Here is an 18,443-nt window from a genome sequence, read left to right on the forward strand (position 1 = left end):
GCCCTCCGCTTATTTTTTGCCGGCAATCGCGACTTGAGGCTGCGCGGCTCCCTTTGCCTTTAATAATACGGCAACAGAGCTTACCGCGATAGCAACAACAGCGATCAAGACCAGCATCGCCGCATCGGAACCGACGCCCGGCCCGCCGAACAATATGTTCATGTTGCCGTCAACCGCATAAGTCGCGGGCAGCGCCGAACCAAGCCCGGTATAGAAATCCGACAGCAGCTCGCGCGGAACGATAGCGCCCGAGGATACAAGCTGAGCGGACAGCAGCATAATGTTGAACAGCATGCCCGCCATGCCGAAAAGATACAGAAACATTTGCGAGACAAACATAAACGTCAGCAGGAACAGCAGCTGGAAGCCCCACAGGTGCAAGAAGCCTTGCTCCACCTGGCCGCCAAGGCTGACCAGCAGCGTCGAACCGACTAACGATACCGCCACAGCTGCTATAACATTAATGATGCTGCGCGCGGCGAACCGGCTCCACTTGCCGGCTTGCGCCGCTACGGCCATCGACGATTGCTCCAGGTTCATTCCCATGATCATCGCGCCTACATAGGAAGCCAGCACCATCATCATCGGCACCATCTGATTGTTCATCCCTTGAACGACATTGGAAGACTGCATATCCGCCTTCACGCGCTCGGACAAGCTTGCCGAAGCTGCCGACGCTTGCTCCTCCGGCACATTGGCGCCAGCCAGCGTCTTCTGAATGCCCATTGCAACCGCCTGTTTATTCACTTCCGCCGTAATCTGCGTTGCCGCTCCGCTCATGATGCTTTTGATCAAGGCCGGATTCGATTCATTCAAATAATAGCCCAAGCTGCCTTGGCCGTTTGGATCAGACGCCTTCTGGGAGAAATCCGCCGGAATATGAACGACCATCTGAAGCTCCCGCTCGTTCAGCTCCTCTCTAGCCGTCTCCAGCGAATCCATCTGTACCATGTCAAACGGCAAATTTTCCACAAGGTTGGCCGCGACCGCTTGGCCCATAACCGTGTCTTCATTGACGACCGCGATCCGCAATTGATCCGTCCGGTCCGTCACCCCGTTATAACCCGTCATCCAAATCACGGAGAAAATAACCTGAAACATTAAGGCAGTTAGAATGCCCACCCATGTTGTCGGTCTTTTCATAAAAGCTTGCAGTACGTTCCTCATCCTAATCTCTCCTATCTCTGTTTAAACAATCGTTTAAAACATCTGTTTAAATTATGGATCGGCTCCTCCCCTATTGTCAAGAGGCAAATTGAACGGTTCAAGCATCTTAGAAGCGTCGGTGCGCGGTTAGGTCTGCCTCCAGCTTGACGGTTATTGTAGAAATGTATACCATGTATAGAAGTTGCTTTCATGGAAATAAAAGGACCCTCAACTGTTCGAAGAAATAGGAGATTCATATGCAGCCACAAATCCAAACGGCCATTCGAAGCCAATCGATTGCCGCTCTCATGTTTGCGCAGCTTAGACCGAAGCAGTGGTCTAAAAATACGCTTATTTTTGCTGCCCTTCTTTTTTCATTCGAAAGAATGAATCTATCGACCGTTACGGCCGTTCTCGCAGGCTTCTTTCTGCTCTGCTTCGTGTCCGGATGCGTCTACATATTGAACGATTTCGTAGATAGGGAAGCCGACCGCAATCATCCGGTCAAGCGGTTCCGCCCGATGGCGTCGGGAAGGCTTAACGCGAAGGCAGGGCTGGCCTTTGGGCTATTGCTGCTGACGGTATCGCTTATCGCGGCTTTTTGCCTTAAGCCGTTATTCGGCCTCCTGCTCTCTGGCTATTTTTTGCTGAACGTCCTCTATTCATTTGTGCTGAAGCATATCGTCATCGTGGATATTATGGTGATCGCGGCTTGCTTCGTCCTGCGGGCGATCGCAGGCGGGCTCGTCATTGACGCGCCTCTCACGCCATGGTTCCTTATTTGCACGATGCTTTTATCGTTGTTTTTGGCGATCGGCAAGAGGCGGCACGAGCTCCAGTTGACCGGAGATGGCGCAAATGCGCACCGCAAAGTGCTGGACAATTACTCTACCGCGTTATTGGATCAAATGATCGGGATCGTAACGGCGGCCACGATTATCAGCTACTGCTTATTCACGTTTACGTCCGGACGGACGGTTCATCTGATGTGGACGATCCCGTTTGTCGTATACGGCATTTTCCGTTATCTCTACCTCATTCATATGAAGGGAAAAGGCGGAGCCCCCGACCGCGTTTTGTTCGAGGACAAGCCTATTCTCGTAACCGTTGTGCTATACGTGGCAAGCGTCATCGTTATACTCGCTTTTCTGGAGTAGGCATGGCGCTGCTATAGAAACCGGAGGACATCATGCGATTTTGGAACTACTTATTTCGGGATAAAAAGGATAATTATAGGGCGTGCGTTCTGTTTGCCGCGTTTTTTCTCTATTACCTCCTGAACAATTTGCCGTTTTTAGCGTACATCAGGAATAATGCCGGGGACTTAGCCGAGCATAGCCCGTTCTACGGCGCCCCCTTCACGCTTAATTTATTCAACTTCGACCCGTCGATGTATTACGGCGCTGGCAACGCGTCGGTCATTCACCCGTTTATTAACTTTTTGACCGGGCCGTTCTCCATCTTAACGGAGTATTTATTCGAAAATTATTTTTTCCTCGTCCTGCAGTCTGCGATCAACGCGGTCAGCGTCGTTCTCGTCTTTATCTACCTTCGCAGAACCGGAAGCGGCGCGGGCGCTCCGTTCCCGCTATTGATCGCGGTCTTTTTCGGAATCGCCTCTTACAATCTATTTACGGCCATGATTCCCGACTCTTATCCGTACGCTCAGCTTGCGATTATGTTGTCGGTCGTTTATTTGGCCTACGCCAGAGAACAAAAGACGGCGGCGGTCGCGCCGAATGCAGGCCTTGCGCTGTTGAATTTCGGCATTACGTCAACGAATGTCATCACCTTTTTCGGCGCCTTATTTTTTAACGTAATCGAAGCGAAGTGGACAAGGAGGATGCGCAGCTTCCTGTTGATCGGGATCGGCTTCCTGTTCGCGACCGCTGTTGTCACTCTCCTGCAATGGCTGTTGTTCGGCGGACATACCTGGATTCAGAACTGGATGAAGACGCTGCATAACGGGGGGTATAACTACACGGCTCCCTTCTCGTTCGCGCAGCATTGGAAAGCCGTCTATATGCTCGCCATCAGCCCGGTGCTGACGCCGGACCTTACGCTTGTAAGCCCGGGCATCGTCGCCTTCGCAACCGACTTAACCCGTCCCTATCCGATTTACGTTCATATTATAGGCATTACAATGCTTCTGCTCGCGGTTTTCGGTTTTATCCGGAATGTGAAATCAAGAGAAGTCTGGGCACTTGCGGTCTATCCGCTGTTTGCAATTTACCTCCATTTGGTGAAGGGATATGGCCTTGCGGTTTTCCAATACGATCTGTATTTGTACGCCGGTCATTATTTGTTCGCGATCTTCCTCCTCGCAGGAAGGGGTCTGATCCAGCTGGAACAGGGCCGCATTCGCAAGATAGGCTTCTGCCTCATCCTTCTATTTGCCCTCGTCACCTTTGCGAATAACGTGATTAAGCATGCGGAAGCTCTGGACGTCGTAAAGTCAGGTTATGCGGAGCAGATCTTGACCCCGAAATGATAATAACCCGCTCACAGGTCTGTGAGCGGGTTATTTGTCCCTATAAGGATTGCCCGAACTTACTCGAATTCTTTCTCCCATTCCGCATCCGCAGCGATTTGTTTCTTGTACACGAGCCCGGACAGCCATAAGCTGAACTCATACAAGGCGACGAGCGGGATAATGACAAGCACGTCGGAAATCAAATCCGGCGGGGTCACCGTCACTCCGATTGCGGCCAGGACGAAATAAGCAAGCTTCCGCATTTTACGCAGCCGGTTCGGATTAATGATCCGAATCGCCGTAAGAAACATAATCGCCAGAGGCAGCTCAAACAGCAAAGAAATCGGAATAAGAATACTGAACATAAAGGTAAAATATTGCACGACGCCGTAGGTTTCCTCTAAATGAAGATGGCCTGCGACCGTCCGGGTAAAATTAAAAGCAAGCGGAAAGACGACAAAATAGGAGAACGCCAATCCGATCAAAAACATAATTAAAGCTAGCGGGACATATTTCAGCGTCGACCTTTGCTCATTCGGCTTAAGCGCCGGCTTCACAAACGCCCACAGCTGGTAGGCGGTAAAGGGCAATGTAATGACTAGCGCGATAACAAATGCAATTTTCATATACATGCCAATGCCGTCCCACAGCGAGAACGTATGCAGCTGCAGGGTATCGGCTGGCTCTTGACTCATCAAATAATTATAGGCCGGCTCCGCAACGACTATGCCCAGCACGAGGCCAATCGTCAGCACGATCAGGACATAGATGATGCGTTTTCGAAGTTCGCCCAAATGCTCAAACAGGGGCATGAGGCCTTCTTCCCGGAGCAAACCTTTGCCTGCATCCGCTCGATCGGTCATTCCATTCGCCATTCCAGTTGCTGCTCCCTTCCTCCAAAACCTTCAAGCAAGAAAAAAGCGGGCCCGCTTAATCCGGAAGCCGCTTATTTTCCTTCTCATTATTTTCCGTACGACTCACTTCGATCCGCTGTTTATCGGACTCCTTGCGGTCATCGTCATCCAGCACCTCGCGCGCTCCCGATTTGAACTCGCGAAGGGTCTTACCGAATGCCCGTCCAAGCTCAGGGAGCTTTTTCGGACCGAACAGCAGCAATGCGATCAGTACGAGCAGGATAATCCCTGGTACTCCAATTCCACCCATAAGTAAACCTCCAAACCTATAATAAACCGCCGTATCCCATTTCTATAATATCCTCGCGTCTTATCCGGTCGCCTGCCAATATTCGAGGCAGGAGCACGTCGAAAGAAGTATAAGGATCATGCATGACACAGCCAGGCAAGCCCATAATCGGCACTTCGCCTATATAACCGGTCAGCAGCATCGAACCCGGCAGCATCGGCGTGCCGTAGCTTACGACTTCCGCCCCGGCTGCCTGAATCGCACCCGGTGTGCGGTCATCCGGATCTACCGACATTCCGCCTGTTACCAGTATCATATCATACCCTTGCCCGAGCAAGTAGTGTATTTCCTTGACAATTGTATGTCGATCGTCCGGAGCGAAGCGCTGCTCCGCTACTTCGGAGCCTAACGCCTGAAGCTTATGACGAACAGCAGGTCCGAACTTATCCTGGATCCTGCCGTTATAAACCTCGCTCCCGGTCGTCAGCAGCCCTGCCCGCAGCTTGCGGAACGGCCTCACGCGAAGCGGCGCGATGCCGCCTTGGCGCGCGCGGTAATCATGCGCGATCTCCTCCGCTTGCTCCACCTTTGATTTCGGAACGAACAAGGGGATGGCGCGTGTCGCCGCAATGGAGCCGCCCGCCTGAACGACCGTATTCGACTTAACCGTCGCAAGCGCGATTTCGCCTAGCCGGTTAATGGCCTCGACAACCTGACGATCAATTTGGGCCAGTCCCAGCATGGAGGATTTCAGACTCACTTTGCCTTCGTGAGGCTCGGACAACGTCAAATTGTCGCCGGCCAGCGCCCGGGCCATACGAATGGCCGCATCATCTTCATGCAGATCGGAATCCCCGAGCTCCAAGATGTAAATATGCTCTTTCCCGATATCGAGCAGGCTGGGAATATCCTCTTCCTTAATGAGATGGCCTTTTTTGAACAGCCGTCCTTTAAACTCCCCGGGCACAATACGGGTCAAATCATGCGCCAGCCTTAATCCGACCGCATCATAGACGGATACTTCCTTCAGCTGTGTCGCGCTGGGGCGACTCTCGCTCTTTCCATCCATTTCCTCTTCCATCATCCGTTATGCTCTCCCAACTGTTCTGACAATATGCCGAGCGCATGCGGAAGCTGGTCCATTATCGCCATTAAGCTTTCGTGCACGCCTTTGGGGCTTCCTGGCAGATTGACGATCAGCGAGCTGCCGCGAATGCCGCAAACGCCTCTCGAGAGCATCGCGCGCCTTGTTTTTTGGAGAGCGCCCATTCGCATCGCTTCCGCGAGACCAGGCACTTGACGGTCAATGACCTTCAAGGTAGCTTCCGGCGTAATATCGCGCGGAGCTAAACCGGTTCCCCCCGTCGTCAGCACAAGATCGGCTTGGTAATATTCCGTCATTTCGATAATAGCCGCCATAATTTCATCCTGCTCATCCGGCACGATACGATAATCGACGATGACGCCGCCCAGCTCCTCCTCTACCAGCTCCCGGATGACCTGTGCGCTCGTGTCCTCGCGTTCCCCGCGCGAGCCTTTGTCGCTTGCCGTCAATATAGCAACCTTCCACTGCATATCTATTCCTCCCGTCTCGTATTTCGATCTAGAGGTCTTTCTAGCGCCGGTAATCCCCGCTTTTCCCGCCCGATTTCGCCATAAGCTGCGTCGGGCCGATGACCATGTCCTTCTGCAATGCCTTGCACATATCGTATACCGTAAGAGCGGCGGCGGATACGGCGGTCAGCGCCTCCATCTCCACCCCGGTTTTCCCTGTCGTCTTCACAGTTCCTTCTATATAAAGCTCATCTTCTCCGTTATCGCCGAACGTTATATTTACGCCCGTCAACGATAGAGGATGACACATTGGGATCCAATCCGATGTTTTTTTGGCTGCCATAATGCCGGCAACCTGCGCGACGGCAAGCACGTCGCCTTTGCCGATTTTGCCCTCCTTAATGCGAAGCAGCGTTTCGGGATTCATCCGAACCGTTGTCTGTGCCGTCGCCTCCCGGGAGGTCACTTCCTTCTCCGATATATCGACCATACGGGCTCTTCCCTGGTCATTGAAGTGAGTTAACTCCATATGTACCGCCCCTTCCTCATCTGCCGTCCGCTTGCTGCGAACTATAAAACGCTTGCTCCGTCACAACGCCGTCAAGGCGAAGATCATGAGCCTCCAACGGTACACGTTCTACAAGCTGGGCTTCAAATCCTGCTCCGATCCATAGAAGTTTTTGTCTCCGGCTCTCCGCCAGACGAATGGCATGCTCGGCGAACCGGTCATAATAGCCCGCGCCATAGCCCATTCGGCCGCCTTGCCGGTCGAACGCAAGACCAGGCACAACAACGGCATCCGGCAGATAGTCCGCTGGCAGTGCGGCAATCCGGGCAGGATCAGGCTCCCTAATGCCGTAAGCGCCTGCCGTCAGCTGGCTCCAGCTTTCCAGCCGGTAAAGCGTCATTGTTCGAGCCTCCGGGATGCATCGAGGAAGGATCAGCTCAATCCCATTCTCCCAGCACCATTCTATGAAAGGATCCAAGCTCAGCTCGCTTCGAAACGAGGCATAAGCCATAACGGATTTCATACCGCTTGCCTCCGCCCATTCGATAAGCCGATTACAAGCCGCCTCCGAGCGCTTTCGCCGGAGCTCTTCCGCAATGGCTTCCCTCTTGTTTTTCATTTCCAGGCGGAAGGCCGCTTTATCCTGCCATCCGTGATACTGAGCCATTCCACCTCATCCGTTCTATGCTGCAGCATCGTTATTTTTCTTGTAGTGTACCATTGTTAAGCAGATTTCGCCAATCTTGGCGCTAGTTTGTGGTAAACTAGAGAGAAGCATCGCAAACTGATTTTTTGCAATCATGAAGTGGAGGTTCCTTTATGCTGCTGCAAGTTTCTAATATTTCAAAAAGCTATGGCGTCAGCGCCATTCTATCTCATATATCCATGCAAGTGCTGCCGAGAGAACGGATCGGACTAGTCGGCGTGAACGGCGCCGGCAAATCGACGCTATTAAAAATTATTGCCGGCGAGATCGTGCCGGATTCCGGCGAAATCCATAAAGCGAAGGATATAAGGCTCGGCTACTTGGCACAGAACAGCGGCCTGCAATCCGACCGTACCATTATTGAAGAAATGCGGGCGGTATTCGCCAAATTGATCGAAACGGAAAATGAGCTGCGTGAGCTCGAGGTCAAAATCGCCGATCCGGACCTGCATTCCGACGAGAAGAAATATGCCGAAATATTGGACCGTTACGCGAAACGCTCCGATTGGTTCAGGGAGCAAGGCGGTTTCGAGATCAATACGCGCATCAATAGCGTCCTTCACGGCATGGGATTCGGAGCCTTCGACCCCCATACACCGATTGCAACGCTAAGCGGCGGTCAAAAAACACGTCTCGCGCTTGCCCGGATTCTGCTTCAAGCGCCGGATTTGTTAATGCTCGACGAGCCTACCAACTACTTGGATATCGAAACGTTAACCTGGCTGGAATCCTACCTGCGCGGCTATCCTGGCGCGATCGTGGTTGTCTCTCATGACCGTTATTTCCTAGATGCGTTAGTGGACACAATAATCGAGATCGAACGGCATTCCGCCAAACGATATACAGGCAACTACAGCCGATTCCTTGAGCTTAAAGCCGCAGAATACGAAACGAATCTTAAGCATTACGAAAAGCAGCAGGAAGAAATCGAGCGAATGGAGCAGTTCATTCAACGCAATATTGTCCGCGCTTCCACAACGAAGCGCGCGCAAAGCCGGCGTAAGGCGCTCGAAAAAATGGAACGTCTGGACAAGCCGCTTGGCGATCTGAAGAAGGCGCATTTCACCTTCGAGATCGAACGGATGACAGGCAATGATGTATTGACCGTCGAGAACTTATCCGTAAGCTTTCCGGGCCGCGATCAGCCATTATTTAAGAACGTTAACTTTAAGCTGAACCGCGGAGAGACAGTAGCTCTCATCGGACCTAACGGCATCGGCAAATCGACACTGCTCAAAACGCTGGTCGGGCAATTGAGTCCAACTACCGGCACGATCCAGTTCGGCTCTCACGTCAAGCTCGGCTATTACGACCAGGAGCATACGAGATTAAATGGTCAAAACACGGTTCTGGAGGAGGTTTGGAGTACCTATCCTCATCTGGAGGAAACCCGAATCCGCACCGTGCTGGGCAACTTCCTGTTCAGCGGCGAAGATGTCCTGAAACGAATTTCTTCGTTAAGCGGCGGCGAGAAAGCCCGCGTATCGTTAGCCAAGCTCATGCTAGCCCAAGCGAACGTCCTTATACTGGACGAGCCCACCAACCATTTGGACTTGTATAGCAAGGAAGTATTGGAGTCTGCTTTGCTCGATTACGAAGGCACGTTATTTTTCATTTCGCATGACCGTTACTTCCTGAACAAAATGGCGGAACGCATTGTCGAACTCGGACCTAACGGCGTTCAGCATTTCCTGGGAAATTATGACGAAATGTTGGATAAAAAACAAGAAATCGAAGAAGCGGCGCAAGAAGCTTTAGAGTCACGAAACGCGGCGAAGAAAGCGGCTGCCACAGTCGAGGCCCCTCCGGCTAGCTCTTATGAGGCGGAGAAACAAGCGAAGCGCGAAGAACGCAACCGCCAGCGGAAAGCCGAGCAGCTGGAGAACGAAATTGCGCAGCTTGAAGAGCAAATCGCCCTGCTGGAAGAGCAGCTCACCGATCCCGAAGTTTTCGGGAACTATGTGCGGGTGCAAGAGCTGCAGGCCGAAATCGACACCAAAAGAGCAGCGCTTGCCGAAGCTTATGAGCAATGGGAGCAATATATGGTGTAATTACAACAGCAGCCTCATGACTTCGTCATGAGGCTGCTGCTCTGATTACCGTTAGTACTGCTCCATGCTGATAAGCCCTAATCGCTTCGCTTCACGAATGGCCTCAGACCGGGATCTAACATTCAGCTTCTCGAATATTTTGGTCAGCTGATATTCGACATTGCGCTGGCTGACATGAAGAATACTGGCTAGCTCTTTGTTGCTTACGCCGGCGGCCACCTCATGCAGAATCGTCATTTCCTTCTCGTTAATGGACACGTCCTCGATAGACAGCTCCGGCCTTGAGATGGACACTTCATTTCTGCGAAGCTGCTTCAGCAGCGAGATTGGAATGACCGCCTCTCCACGGAGCGCGCATCGAATCGAATTATGCAGCTGCTCCCTCGATGCGGTTTTTGAGATAAAACCGGACACTCCGGATTCAATCAGCAGATTAAAATGGGTGCCGATTTCGTAGCCCGAATAAATAATCACCTTGCGTTCAGGGTCGTTCTGAATCAGCCGCTTCGTTAATTCCAAGCCGCTAATTCCAGGCATATTCAAATCGCATAAAATAATATCAAACGGCTCGGAGTGCACTTTGTCGAGCGCCTCCAGCGCAGACAATGCAACCGTCACCTTCATTTCGCCATCCTGCTCGATCATCGTTTTGGTCCCTTCGCCTACAGACGGATGATCATCAACTAATAAGATACGAATCATGAGAAATTCCCCTCTCCGACAATCCATTCGACATAATAACCGGCATGAGAATGATGACTTCAAGACCTTTGCCGGGCTCGGAATAGAAGGAGATGTCACCCTCCAAGCTCGCTACGCGTTCCTTAATTCCCGATAAGCCCATATGCTCAAACGACTCCACCATATGGTTGACGTCCATACCGACGCCGTCGTCTTGATATCTGAAATAAATCGTTCCTTCCCGAAGCTCGAGCTCCAGCTGCACCAGCTTGGCTCCGGCATGCTTGTCCGCATTGCGGAGCAGCTCCTGAACAATCCGGTATATCGCGGTAATCTGCTCTTCGTCGAGCTGCTCATGGAAAGGCGCGGAACGAAACTGCACTTCAAAATTCACCCGCATTTGGGTATGCTCAATGATCGATTCAACGGCTTCCACGACGCCCATTTCCTTCAGCAGCGGCGGACGAAGCTCATTGCAGGTCTCGCGAATCTGGTGAATGACATCGAGCAGTCCCTCTTTGATCTGCTCGAGCTCGCCTCCAAGCTTATCCGTAAGCGGATGATCCATCATGACCGCTTCCAGCTTCCGGTACCAGATTAACTGGTCCTGCAAGGCGGAATCGTGCAAATCGGCCGCAAGCTTGCGCCTTTCGTTCTCCGACAACAGAAATAACATGCGGAGCACCCACGGCGAAGTCGTCTGTTCCTTCCGCACCTCGGATTCCAGATCTTCAATTAATCCTTCTATTAAATACAGATTTTCGAACACGATGCTCGAATAGTTCGCCATCGTCTTCAGCCATCGTATCTCATCCGTGTTGAACCGCGTGTGGTTTGTTTTAAGTCCGATCCACAGCACATGATAGCGCGAGCGCTGCTTGCCGATAATGAGTCCAAGCCCATACGGCAAATCGATCAGTTCGCCAAGCTTAAACGTGCTGACGATCCCGAGCAGAAAATCGGCCGTCACCTTCACTTCCTGGTCATCGGTCATCGGATACACCGTCTGCTCCTCTTGGTCTACGATAAGGAAGGTGAGCCGGTTAACAGGAAGCAGTGAACTGATCTCTTGCTTCAGCACGGCTTCGAGGTCTGCCTGCTTCATCACCCTGGCTACGCTTCGAGAGAATCGGTCCAAGCTGTCCTGATAGCTGTACATCGCTTTGAAAATTTTGGGACGGAAGCGCTGATCGATCTGCTCCTTGGCGTATAAGAACAGCGTCATGCCGATAAACGCGATTAAAAAGAGATAGAACCAATACGCCCAAACGCCCGGCACGCTTCTGAGAAGCAGCAGAGATACCGCCGTAGCGACCAAAACCGCCGGGATCAGGGACAATGCCGTATAGTACTTAAAGCGCGTTAAAATAAAGTCGATGTCGAACAGCTGGTTCGAAGTCGATAGGTAAAAATAAACAATCGGCAAAACGAACAAAAATAAAGCCGTAAACGCGGCCGGCAAAATCTGCTTCTGCCCTAATAGAAGAGGAAGCAAATTCATCGTGGCAAACGGCGAAAACGCGATAACATGGGAAGTCAGGGTAATCGTAAACAAAGATTTCAGCTTGGAGCGTCTGTGCTTCATGAACTTATGGACAAGATGGTACAGACAAATTAAGTTGCCTATCAGAACAACTCCGCCGAAAGCGATCTTAATAAAAGAGAGCACCTCGAACTCAAATAGGTTCGTCCATATGTAAAGCAAGCTGAATGCGCTTACTGACCCTGCCAAAATAAACAAAGACCGAAGCGCTCTGGCGCTTATAAATTGCGTGTTAAACCTCTGGAGATAAATGTTCATGAACTTCATAAAGATTAAGGAGATGATCGGAAGAATCACATAGATGACCGAAAGCCCGACCGGATCGCTGCGGTGGGAAGCCGCGGAGCTGTAATAGCAAATGCCGATCGACATAAAAAATAGGATAAGCATGCGAGCCGCAGGATCGTCCTTACGCTTCACGTACAGAAATGCGGAAAATGCAAAAAAGATCAGCAACGATATTCCGGGCACGTAGAGCTGAAGCATAAGCTCCTTTGTGGAATAGCCGCTGGTCCAATCTTTCGTAAATTGGATGAATGCAGTCGTGCCGTCCTTATGTTTGACAAGGACGTGATCCGCGTATTCAAGCGAATGATATTTGATGACGTTCTTATAATGATGAGCCGGCTGATCGTTCACGGTCATAATTTGATCGCCGGGACTAATCCCTAAAGTCTTAGCCTGGCTGCCGGGCTCAACGGATTGAACGATATAGACTTGTTCCGATTCTTTCGCAAGCAGGACCCCAATTGACGGCATTCCCGTAATCACAACCGTCAAATAAACAAGAACAGCGACAAAAGAAGAAAAGAAGAGGATTGTACTTATGCGGTTATATGATGTCGTTCTCATGCAATCCTCATCCTTTCAGACTACTATTCCCACATGTAAGAATATCCGCTTTCTTTCTTGTCCTTCAGTTCGTCCAAAAGAGCTTTTTGTTCGGCTGAGGAAACTCCTGCTAGTTGAAGCTGTCCACCCATTGCCATAGACAGTTTTTCAGTGCTGTTCACCAATTGACGAATCGTTTCTTTCAACATTTGAATTCCTCCGCTTCTCTTAATCTATTAAAAATCTTTAGTACATTTATACTATATCAACAAATGGGAGATGCGCCAACGCAAACATCATTCGTATTTACCGAAATGACCTTTGCGTGATTTGCGCGCCTATTCCTCCTTAAATTTGCCTTGAAGCAGATTAAGCAGCCGTTCCTTCCACGTAGAATCCGCATCAAGCCCCGCAAGTTTCTCCTCAAACCGATTATAGTGCATTCGGCTTACAACCGAACCGTAGAGAGCAGCTCCTGACTGTTCGCACGTCTGTAAAAATAATGCTTTGTGCCCAGCCGCCTCCGACAGGTCGATTCCTCCCGCATAATACGCTTTGAGCCAACCGGACTGCTCTTCCGGACTTTCTAGGAGATACAGCGTTAGGAGCGTTCGCTTGCGGTTAAGGAAGTCGCTTTTTTCGTCCCATCGCAGCAGATCTCGAATATCGTTGCGCAGCTGCGCTGCAATGCCCAGCTCTGCCGCATAGTCGGCAACGTCCGGGTGCCACGGACGACCCGCCAGCATAACACCCGCCATGCAGGCCAGCACGAGGAGCGATGCCGATTTCTGCCGAACCATCTCTAGGTAGGCGTCTTCATCCGGTATGTCGTTCATGAGATCCAGCATTTGCCCGTTCGCCGATTGGAGGAGCTGCCTGTTCATCATATCGGCCAGCTCGCCGCGCATCGCAGCATTTGGAGCCGCGCGAAGCAGCGCTTGCTGGGACAGGGTGATGAGAGAAGTCGCAATATGCAAAGAAAGAGCATGGGGAATGTTCATCCATGGTTTGGAAGGCGCATCCCCATCCTCTAAATCATCCAAAATATCCGAGGCGAGAATAAACAGCTCGATTGCCGCTGACGCCGCTTCGATATCTGCATTTTGCCCGCCGAACATTCGATAGTGAATATTCGTCAGCTCGCCGAACATCATCTTCTCCTCTTGCTTGTCCGCAATAAACTGGAGCGTATAACGGGCGAGAGGCTCGGCGCTGAACCAGGCTAGAACGATCTCTTTCATTTTTGATCCGACACGAGAATTGAACTCTATCAAGTTCAGACCTCCAAAAAGCCATAATAACCCATTATACTATGAATTTCGACTGGATACATCCTCCCCAGCCTTCTTTTTAATCCCCTCCTCGTTTCGTTTGTTCAAGAGAAGCGCGATCATCTCCATTCTTTTCTCGATTATGCTTCTGCGAACTGGTGTCAAATGGCCGCCGCGGTCTCCGAAGTTAAAGCTCTTAAACTTCAACACCTCCTGCTTCACCAACAGCGTAATGCATATAAACGGCTTCCATCGTCAACCCGCCGCTCGGAAGGCTGCTGATCAAGAGGCTTGGTTCATTACAGGCGACAAACCGGCCTTCGCGCATGACCCCGATTCTGTCGCAATGCGCTTGCATTTCCGTTAAGTCGTGCGAAACGATAACAATCGTTTTCCCTTGCAGCCTTAAAGAAGAAAGTATCGCCCAATATTCCTTCTTCGTCTGCACGTCCAATCCCGTCGTCGGTTCGTCCAAAAAAATAAGAGCCGGATCGTTCACGATTGCAATTGCGAGCGTTGTGCGCTGCCTTAAGCCGCCGGATAAACGACGAACAATTTTATCGGCGTATGGGGTAAGTCCGAATTGCTCCATAACGGCGTCAATATCGCAATGCCGGCTGTAGAAGCCTTGGAACATGTCCAGCGCTTCGCGGACCGTCAATCGGTCTACCAGCGACGTGCTTTGGGAGAAAATATTAATATGCTCCTTCAGCTTATGTCCTTCGGCGCGCATATCAAATCCATGAACGCGCAAAGAGCCTTCGTCCGGCGCGAGATTCCCCGACAACAGCTCCAGCAGGGTTGATTTGCCTGCTCCGTTTTTCCCGATAAGGCCGAATATTTCGCCGCGATTCACCTGAAAGGATACTTGCTTAACTGCATTATTCGCCCCGTAATGCTTACTCACTCTGTCTGCATGAATAATAGCGTCATGATCCATTCGGTTTGCCTCCGTATCATTCATTGTACTTTTACGATAGCCGATCCCTCCCGCGATTTCACCGAAAAACTATTTCGTAATTTGCGCAAAAGGTTTGCGCTCCGAATGACTGGAAAAACGTTATGCACAGAGATATCCACAGCGGTGAATAAATTGTTTGTGAATTCTGTCGAAAGATATAACGAATGGGGTCGAGAAAACTAGAGTTTTAGGGGCTGATTCCTCTTCGCAATAAAGAACGTGGATAATTATTCACGTTATACACATTATCCACAGTGTACTTGTGAAAAAACTATCCACGTTTACAAGAACTTCATTCGATTGTTCAATCGCCTTTTATACCTCGCTATTTCAATGTTATACACATTTGCCTGTAGGTATGTGGATAACATTGTGCACAACGTGTATAGTGGCTTGATTATTGCGCTAACTAGCTGCGCCTTCCAATATAAAGAATATGGGCGGCAGCCCCTAGCAGATACGGACTTCTCGCGCCTTCGCAGATGACCTCCATCATCTCATCCCATGTTGATTCGCCTTGTTCACGCCAATAGCGAATCGAGTTCTCATGTAGAGCTTGAGCGAATCCATCCGATCCCACCAGTTCGATTGTTCGGAAGCCCTGATCCTCCATAAAAGGAACAATATCTTCAATCCGCTCAAAATATGCCCCGGTAAACCTGCCGGGGTCGGAATGATTAAATATCCCGGTGTCCAGAAAACGACGCAGCCCCTCGATCCGATGATTCGGTTTCCAATGCTCCGGTTGCTGCAAGGATTGTATCAAATGCCTGATTCTAGGCATAAAGGCGGCAAACACGACGCCTCCCTGTTTCGTAATGCGGCGGAGCTCTCTTGCCGCTTGCTCTCGTTCTTTTCGATGCTGCAAATGATAGAACGGCCCCAGCATGAGAGACGCGTCGAAGCATTCATCTGAGAAGCAGCTCAGATCTCTGGCGTCCGCTTCATAAAACCCCGAGAAACGCGCGGCCAGCCTTTCACTCTCCGCTCTTTCCCGCGCTTGCGTTAGAAAGCGCGGCATGATGTCGGCCACATCCAGCTGGTACCCTATGCGGGCTAACTCTAGAGCGTAGCGGCCCGGCCCCGCGCCGATATCTGCAACACGGCCATTTGGGGGCAAGAATTTACGGATATAATGCAGGTTTACCTGGAATTCGAGCGGCTCGCGATCGAGCCGCCCCTCTTCATCGAAAGCGCGGTAGAAATCCTTCACTTCTTCCATCCGGGTTCTCTCCCTCATTATTCAACTCACCGGCTAGACGATTTCCCGTTTGTTCTGGCGCGCTCCCGCGGTCATGACCGCTTGATTGCAAGCCGAAATATAGGCTTCGGCCGCAGCCAATATAATATCCTGGTTAATCGACGTGCCGCGATATCGGATTCCGTTGTGGACAATGCTCACCACAGCCTCGCCATGCGCGTCCTCGCCTGTGGACAACGAGTGAAGCTCCAAATCCTCGAACTCGACCGTAACCGGGATCGCCTGCCCGATCGCATGGATGACCGCCTCAAGCGGTCCCGCTCCCATAGCCATATAGGACTGTTCCACACCCTGTTCATTCTCGCAGATGGTTACGGTTGCGCTTCTAGCGCGCTGCGTCCCGGCATGAACCTGCAGGTCGACAAGCGTGTACGGGTCAGGACGCGTCTTCATCATGTCGCCCGCAATCCGAATGAGCTGATCGTCCGTTACGATCTTTTGGCCGTCGGCGACCTTTTTGAACTGTTCGTAAATGCTCTTCAGCTGCTCTTCCGTCACTTCGACGCCGTACTCCGAGAGGCGGTGCTTGATGGCATGGCTGCCGGAATGCTTGCCCAGAATAATCATGTTCCGGGAAATCCCCATCGCCTCAGGATCCATAATCTCGTACGTGCTGCGGTTTTTCAGCAGGCCATCCTGATGGATGCCGGATTCATGCTGGAAGGCGTTCCGGCCCACAATCGGCTTATTGTAAGCGATCGGGAAATTCATCGTTCGGCTGACCAGTCTGGAGGTTTCATAGATCTCGCTAATGTTGATGCCTGTCTCAGCCTGCATAGCATCCTTTCTCGTCTCAATCGCCATTACGAGCTCCTCTAACGAGCAGTTGCCGGCTCTTTCTCCAATTCCGTTGACGGTCACTTCAATTTGAGTCGCCCCCGCCTCGATTGCAGCCAAGCTGTTGGCGACGGCAAGCCCCAAATCGTTATGGCAATGAGCGCTGTACCGAACCGTATCTCCGCCTCTCGCTTCCCGTCTAACGGTACGGATCAGGTCCGCCATTTCGTTTGGCATCGCGTAACCGAGCGTATCCGGCAAATTAATAATCGTGGCTCCCTCCGCGATAACCGCCTCTACCAGCGCGATTACGAATTCCCGTCCCGAACGTGTAGAGTCCATTGCCGAAAATTCGATTTCGTCCACAAACTGCTTGCCGTAGGCAACCATATCGCGCGCGATCTTAATGACCTCGTCGCGGGATTTGCGAAGCTGATGATTCAGATGGATATCCGACGATGAGATAAAGAGATGCAGCCGTCTGCGCGCCGCGTCCTGCGTCGCTTGCACCGCCGCGTCGATGTCCCCTTTCACCGCCCGCGCGAAGCCGGCGATTTCCACGTTCTGCAGCTCCCTCGCGATTTGCTGCACTGCGGCGAATTCGCCAGGGCTCGATACGGCGAAGCCCGGCTCAATGACGTCGATGCCCAGCTTTGCCAGCTGGCGCGCGATCACGATTTTTCTCTCCGGCGCGATCGAGGCGCCTGGGGATTGCTCCCCGTCTCTTAAGGTCGTGTCAAAAATTTGAATCCTTTTCATATTTGCAGTCATTGTTTTTCCTCCTCAGTTTTTTTGAATAAAAAATAGGCCTGCCGTCTCGATAAAGAGACGACAAGCCTTCGCTATGCCGCGGTACCACTCTAATTGGCCGTTTGATCCGATCATTTCCAGCTGGAAATTCGTAATCGCGCGAGCCCGCTTTGGCCGGATGACGGGGGCTAACCGTATCGCAGTAGCGTCAACCCGTCCAAGATCACCCTCGGTCTTCGCTGACGTTCCCGCAATCCGCTCCCAGGCGAGTTTCAGACTAAGCTTCGACTGCGTCGCACCGACCCGCAGCTCTCTGTTCGAGGAGCAGCCGCCAATACGCAGCTTCTCCGGCGAAATCCAGCCTATGTCTTACTTGCTCCTGTTCTTCGCGTTTCTTATGATTCAATTGGAGATTTTGCACTCGTTCAAGCTTCAAGCTCCACTTCCAGACAACAAAAAACCTGCCGCCTCCTTATTCAAGAGACGACAGGCTGTTATGACCCGCGCGGTACCACCCTTGTTGGCTCCTCACGCACGTAATCCGCACGATAAGGAAAGCCCACCTTAACCATAAGACCGGCTCCGGATGCCGGACCTTATGAACCTAATCACGTAGGTTAACCGTAGCTATGTACGCAAGCAGCGATTATGCCGGTCTGTGACGACCGTTATAATCATCCGCTCTTCCATCGCTCCGCTCCCAGGCGAGCTTCGAACGTCTCCTCGGCTGCGTCGCACCGACCCGCAGCTCTCTAGTATTCCAGATCCGTTCTACTGTTCCTGTTCT

General features: G+C 51.5%; 17 protein-coding genes. 3 read left to right on the forward strand and 14 right to left on the reverse strand.

Features of this window, described 5'->3' with window-relative positions:
• Positions 1-9 precede the first annotated feature (9 nt).
• Positions 10-1,167, reverse strand: coding sequence for a YhgE/Pip domain-containing protein (locus tag D3P08_RS19265; RefSeq protein ID WP_119601546.1), 1,158 nt, complete (start codon positions 1,165-1,167; stop codon positions 10-12).
• A 236-nt stretch (positions 1,168-1,403) separates the two neighbouring features.
• Here D3P08_RS19265 and D3P08_RS19270 point away from each other — a divergent pair, with 236 nt between their 5' ends.
• Positions 1,404-2,303, forward strand: coding sequence for a decaprenyl-phosphate phosphoribosyltransferase (locus D3P08_RS19270; protein ID WP_119601548.1), 900 nt, complete (start codon positions 1,404-1,406; stop codon positions 2,301-2,303).
• Positions 2,304-2,335: 32 nt separating this feature from the next.
• Positions 2,336-3,637 (forward strand): DUF6080 domain-containing protein, encoded by a 1,302-nt coding sequence (locus D3P08_RS19275; RefSeq protein WP_119601550.1) that lies wholly within the window; start codon positions 2,336-2,338, stop codon positions 3,635-3,637.
• 59 nt (positions 3,638-3,696) lie between these two features.
• Here D3P08_RS19275 and tatC read toward each other — a convergent pair whose 3' ends face one another.
• The 6 genes from tatC to D3P08_RS19305 are packed head-to-tail and all read right to left on the reverse strand — an operon-like array spanning position 3,697 to position 7,491.
• On the reverse strand, positions 3,697-4,494 hold the full coding sequence (tatC, locus tag D3P08_RS19280) for a twin-arginine translocase subunit TatC (protein ID WP_240647653.1): 798 nt from the start codon (positions 4,492-4,494) through the stop codon (positions 3,697-3,699).
• 55 nt (positions 4,495-4,549) lie between these two features.
• On the reverse strand, positions 4,550-4,783 hold the full coding sequence (locus tag D3P08_RS19285; protein ID WP_119601552.1) for a twin-arginine translocase TatA/TatE family subunit: 234 nt from the start codon (positions 4,781-4,783) through the stop codon (positions 4,550-4,552).
• A 16-nt stretch (positions 4,784-4,799) separates the two neighbouring features.
• Positions 4,800-5,846, reverse strand: coding sequence for a molybdopterin-binding protein (locus tag D3P08_RS19290; protein ID WP_338068730.1), 1,047 nt, complete (start codon positions 5,844-5,846; stop codon positions 4,800-4,802).
• Positions 5,843-6,337 carry a MogA/MoaB family molybdenum cofactor biosynthesis protein gene (locus D3P08_RS19295; RefSeq protein ID WP_119601554.1) on the reverse strand — a complete coding sequence of 165 codons (495 nt, stop codon included), beginning with the start codon at positions 6,335-6,337 and terminating at the stop codon, positions 5,843-5,845. Before D3P08_RS19295 ends, D3P08_RS19290 begins: the two co-directional genes overlap by 4 nt.
• A 40-nt stretch (positions 6,338-6,377) precedes the next feature.
• Entirely contained in the window at positions 6,378-6,845 is a 468-nt protein-coding gene (moaC, locus tag D3P08_RS19300; protein ID WP_119601556.1) for a cyclic pyranopterin monophosphate synthase MoaC, read from the reverse strand.
• A 16-nt stretch (positions 6,846-6,861) separates the two neighbouring features.
• Positions 6,862-7,491: a 5-formyltetrahydrofolate cyclo-ligase gene (locus tag D3P08_RS19305; protein ID WP_119601558.1), complete on the reverse strand. Its 630-nt coding sequence runs from the start codon at positions 7,489-7,491 to the stop codon at positions 6,862-6,864.
• Between the two features lie 152 nt (positions 7,492-7,643).
• Between D3P08_RS19305 and D3P08_RS19310 the strand changes: the two genes are divergently transcribed.
• A complete protein-coding gene (locus D3P08_RS19310; RefSeq protein ID WP_119601560.1) occupies positions 7,644-9,581 on the forward strand; it encodes an ABC-F family ATP-binding cassette domain-containing protein in 1,938 nt (645 codons plus the stop codon).
• A 51-nt stretch (positions 9,582-9,632) separates the two neighbouring features.
• Here D3P08_RS19310 and D3P08_RS19315 read toward each other — a convergent pair whose 3' ends face one another.
• The 7 genes from D3P08_RS19315 to D3P08_RS19340 form a co-directional block, all read right to left on the reverse strand.
• Positions 9,633-10,283: a response regulator transcription factor gene (locus D3P08_RS19315; protein WP_119601562.1), complete on the reverse strand. Its 651-nt coding sequence runs from the start codon at positions 10,281-10,283 to the stop codon at positions 9,633-9,635.
• Positions 10,261-12,657, reverse strand: coding sequence for an ATP-binding protein (locus D3P08_RS19320; protein ID WP_119601564.1), 2,397 nt, complete (start codon positions 12,655-12,657; stop codon positions 10,261-10,263). The genes D3P08_RS19315 and D3P08_RS19320 overlap by 23 nt, the downstream gene beginning before the upstream one ends.
• A gap of 23 nt (positions 12,658-12,680) precedes the next feature.
• Positions 12,681-12,845 carry a competence pheromone ComX gene (gene comX / locus D3P08_RS27380; RefSeq protein ID WP_162848536.1) on the reverse strand — a complete coding sequence of 55 codons (165 nt, stop codon included), beginning with the start codon at positions 12,843-12,845 and terminating at the stop codon, positions 12,681-12,683.
• Between the two features lie 129 nt (positions 12,846-12,974).
• Positions 12,975-13,910 (reverse strand): polyprenyl synthetase family protein, encoded by a 936-nt coding sequence (locus D3P08_RS19325; RefSeq protein WP_119601566.1) that lies wholly within the window; start codon positions 13,908-13,910, stop codon positions 12,975-12,977.
• Positions 13,911-14,103: 193 nt separating this feature from the next.
• Complete coding sequence (locus D3P08_RS19330) at positions 14,104-14,871, reverse strand: ABC transporter ATP-binding protein (RefSeq protein ID WP_420819047.1); 768 nt, start codon at positions 14,869-14,871, stop codon at positions 14,104-14,106.
• A gap of 406 nt (positions 14,872-15,277) precedes the next feature.
• Positions 15,278-16,090 (reverse strand): class I SAM-dependent methyltransferase, encoded by an 813-nt coding sequence (locus tag D3P08_RS19335; RefSeq protein ID WP_119601570.1) that lies wholly within the window; start codon positions 16,088-16,090, stop codon positions 15,278-15,280.
• A 33-nt stretch (positions 16,091-16,123) separates the two neighbouring features.
• Positions 16,124-17,665: a 2-isopropylmalate synthase gene (locus D3P08_RS19340; RefSeq protein WP_119601649.1), complete on the reverse strand. Its 1,542-nt coding sequence runs from the start codon at positions 17,663-17,665 to the stop codon at positions 16,124-16,126.
• Positions 17,666-18,443 lie beyond the last annotated feature (778 nt).

Source organism: Paenibacillus nanensis (assembly GCF_003583765.1).
GTDB lineage: Bacteria > Bacillota > Bacilli > Paenibacillales > Paenibacillaceae > Pristimantibacillus > Pristimantibacillus nanensis.

Excerpts from the sequence above, each read along its gene's own strand:
- D3P08_RS19310 (WP_119601560.1), top strand. The coding sequence starts at position 7,644 with ATGCTGCTGCAAGTTTCTAATATTTCAAAAAGCTATGGCGTCAGCGCC.
- D3P08_RS19330 (WP_420819047.1), bottom strand. The coding sequence starts at position 14,871 with ATGAATGATACGGAGGCAAACCGAATGGATCATGACGCTATTATTCAT.
- D3P08_RS19305 (WP_119601558.1), bottom strand. The coding sequence starts at position 7,491 with ATGGCTCAGTATCACGGATGGCAGGATAAAGCGGCCTTCCGCCTGGAA.
- D3P08_RS19295 (WP_119601554.1), bottom strand. The coding sequence starts at position 6,337 with ATGCAGTGGAAGGTTGCTATATTGACGGCAAGCGACAAAGGCTCGCGC.
- D3P08_RS19320 (WP_119601564.1), bottom strand. The coding sequence starts at position 12,657 with ATGAGAACGACATCATATAACCGCATAAGTACAATCCTCTTCTTTTCT.
- tatC (WP_240647653.1), bottom strand. The coding sequence starts at position 4,494 with ATGGCGAATGGAATGACCGATCGAGCGGATGCAGGCAAAGGTTTGCTC.
- D3P08_RS19340 (WP_119601649.1), bottom strand. The coding sequence starts at position 17,665 with ATGAAAAGGATTCAAATTTTTGACACGACCTTAAGAGACGGGGAGCAA.
- D3P08_RS19275 (WP_119601550.1), top strand. The coding sequence starts at position 2,336 with ATGCGATTTTGGAACTACTTATTTCGGGATAAAAAGGATAATTATAGG.
- D3P08_RS19315 (WP_119601562.1), bottom strand. The coding sequence starts at position 10,283 with ATGATTCGTATCTTATTAGTTGATGATCATCCGTCTGTAGGCGAAGGG.
- comX (WP_162848536.1), bottom strand. The coding sequence starts at position 12,845 with ATGTTGAAAGAAACGATTCGTCAATTGGTGAACAGCACTGAAAAACTG.
- D3P08_RS19270 (WP_119601548.1), top strand. The coding sequence starts at position 1,404 with ATGCAGCCACAAATCCAAACGGCCATTCGAAGCCAATCGATTGCCGCT.
- D3P08_RS19290 (WP_338068730.1), bottom strand. The coding sequence starts at position 5,846 with ATGATGGAAGAGGAAATGGATGGAAAGAGCGAGAGTCGCCCCAGCGCG.
- D3P08_RS19285 (WP_119601552.1), bottom strand. The coding sequence starts at position 4,783 with ATGGGTGGAATTGGAGTACCAGGGATTATCCTGCTCGTACTGATCGCA.
- D3P08_RS19335 (WP_119601570.1), bottom strand. The coding sequence starts at position 16,090 with ATGGAAGAAGTGAAGGATTTCTACCGCGCTTTCGATGAAGAGGGGCGG.
- D3P08_RS19265 (WP_119601546.1), bottom strand. The coding sequence starts at position 1,167 with ATGAGGAACGTACTGCAAGCTTTTATGAAAAGACCGACAACATGGGTG.
- moaC (WP_119601556.1), bottom strand. The coding sequence starts at position 6,845 with ATGGAGTTAACTCACTTCAATGACCAGGGAAGAGCCCGTATGGTCGAT.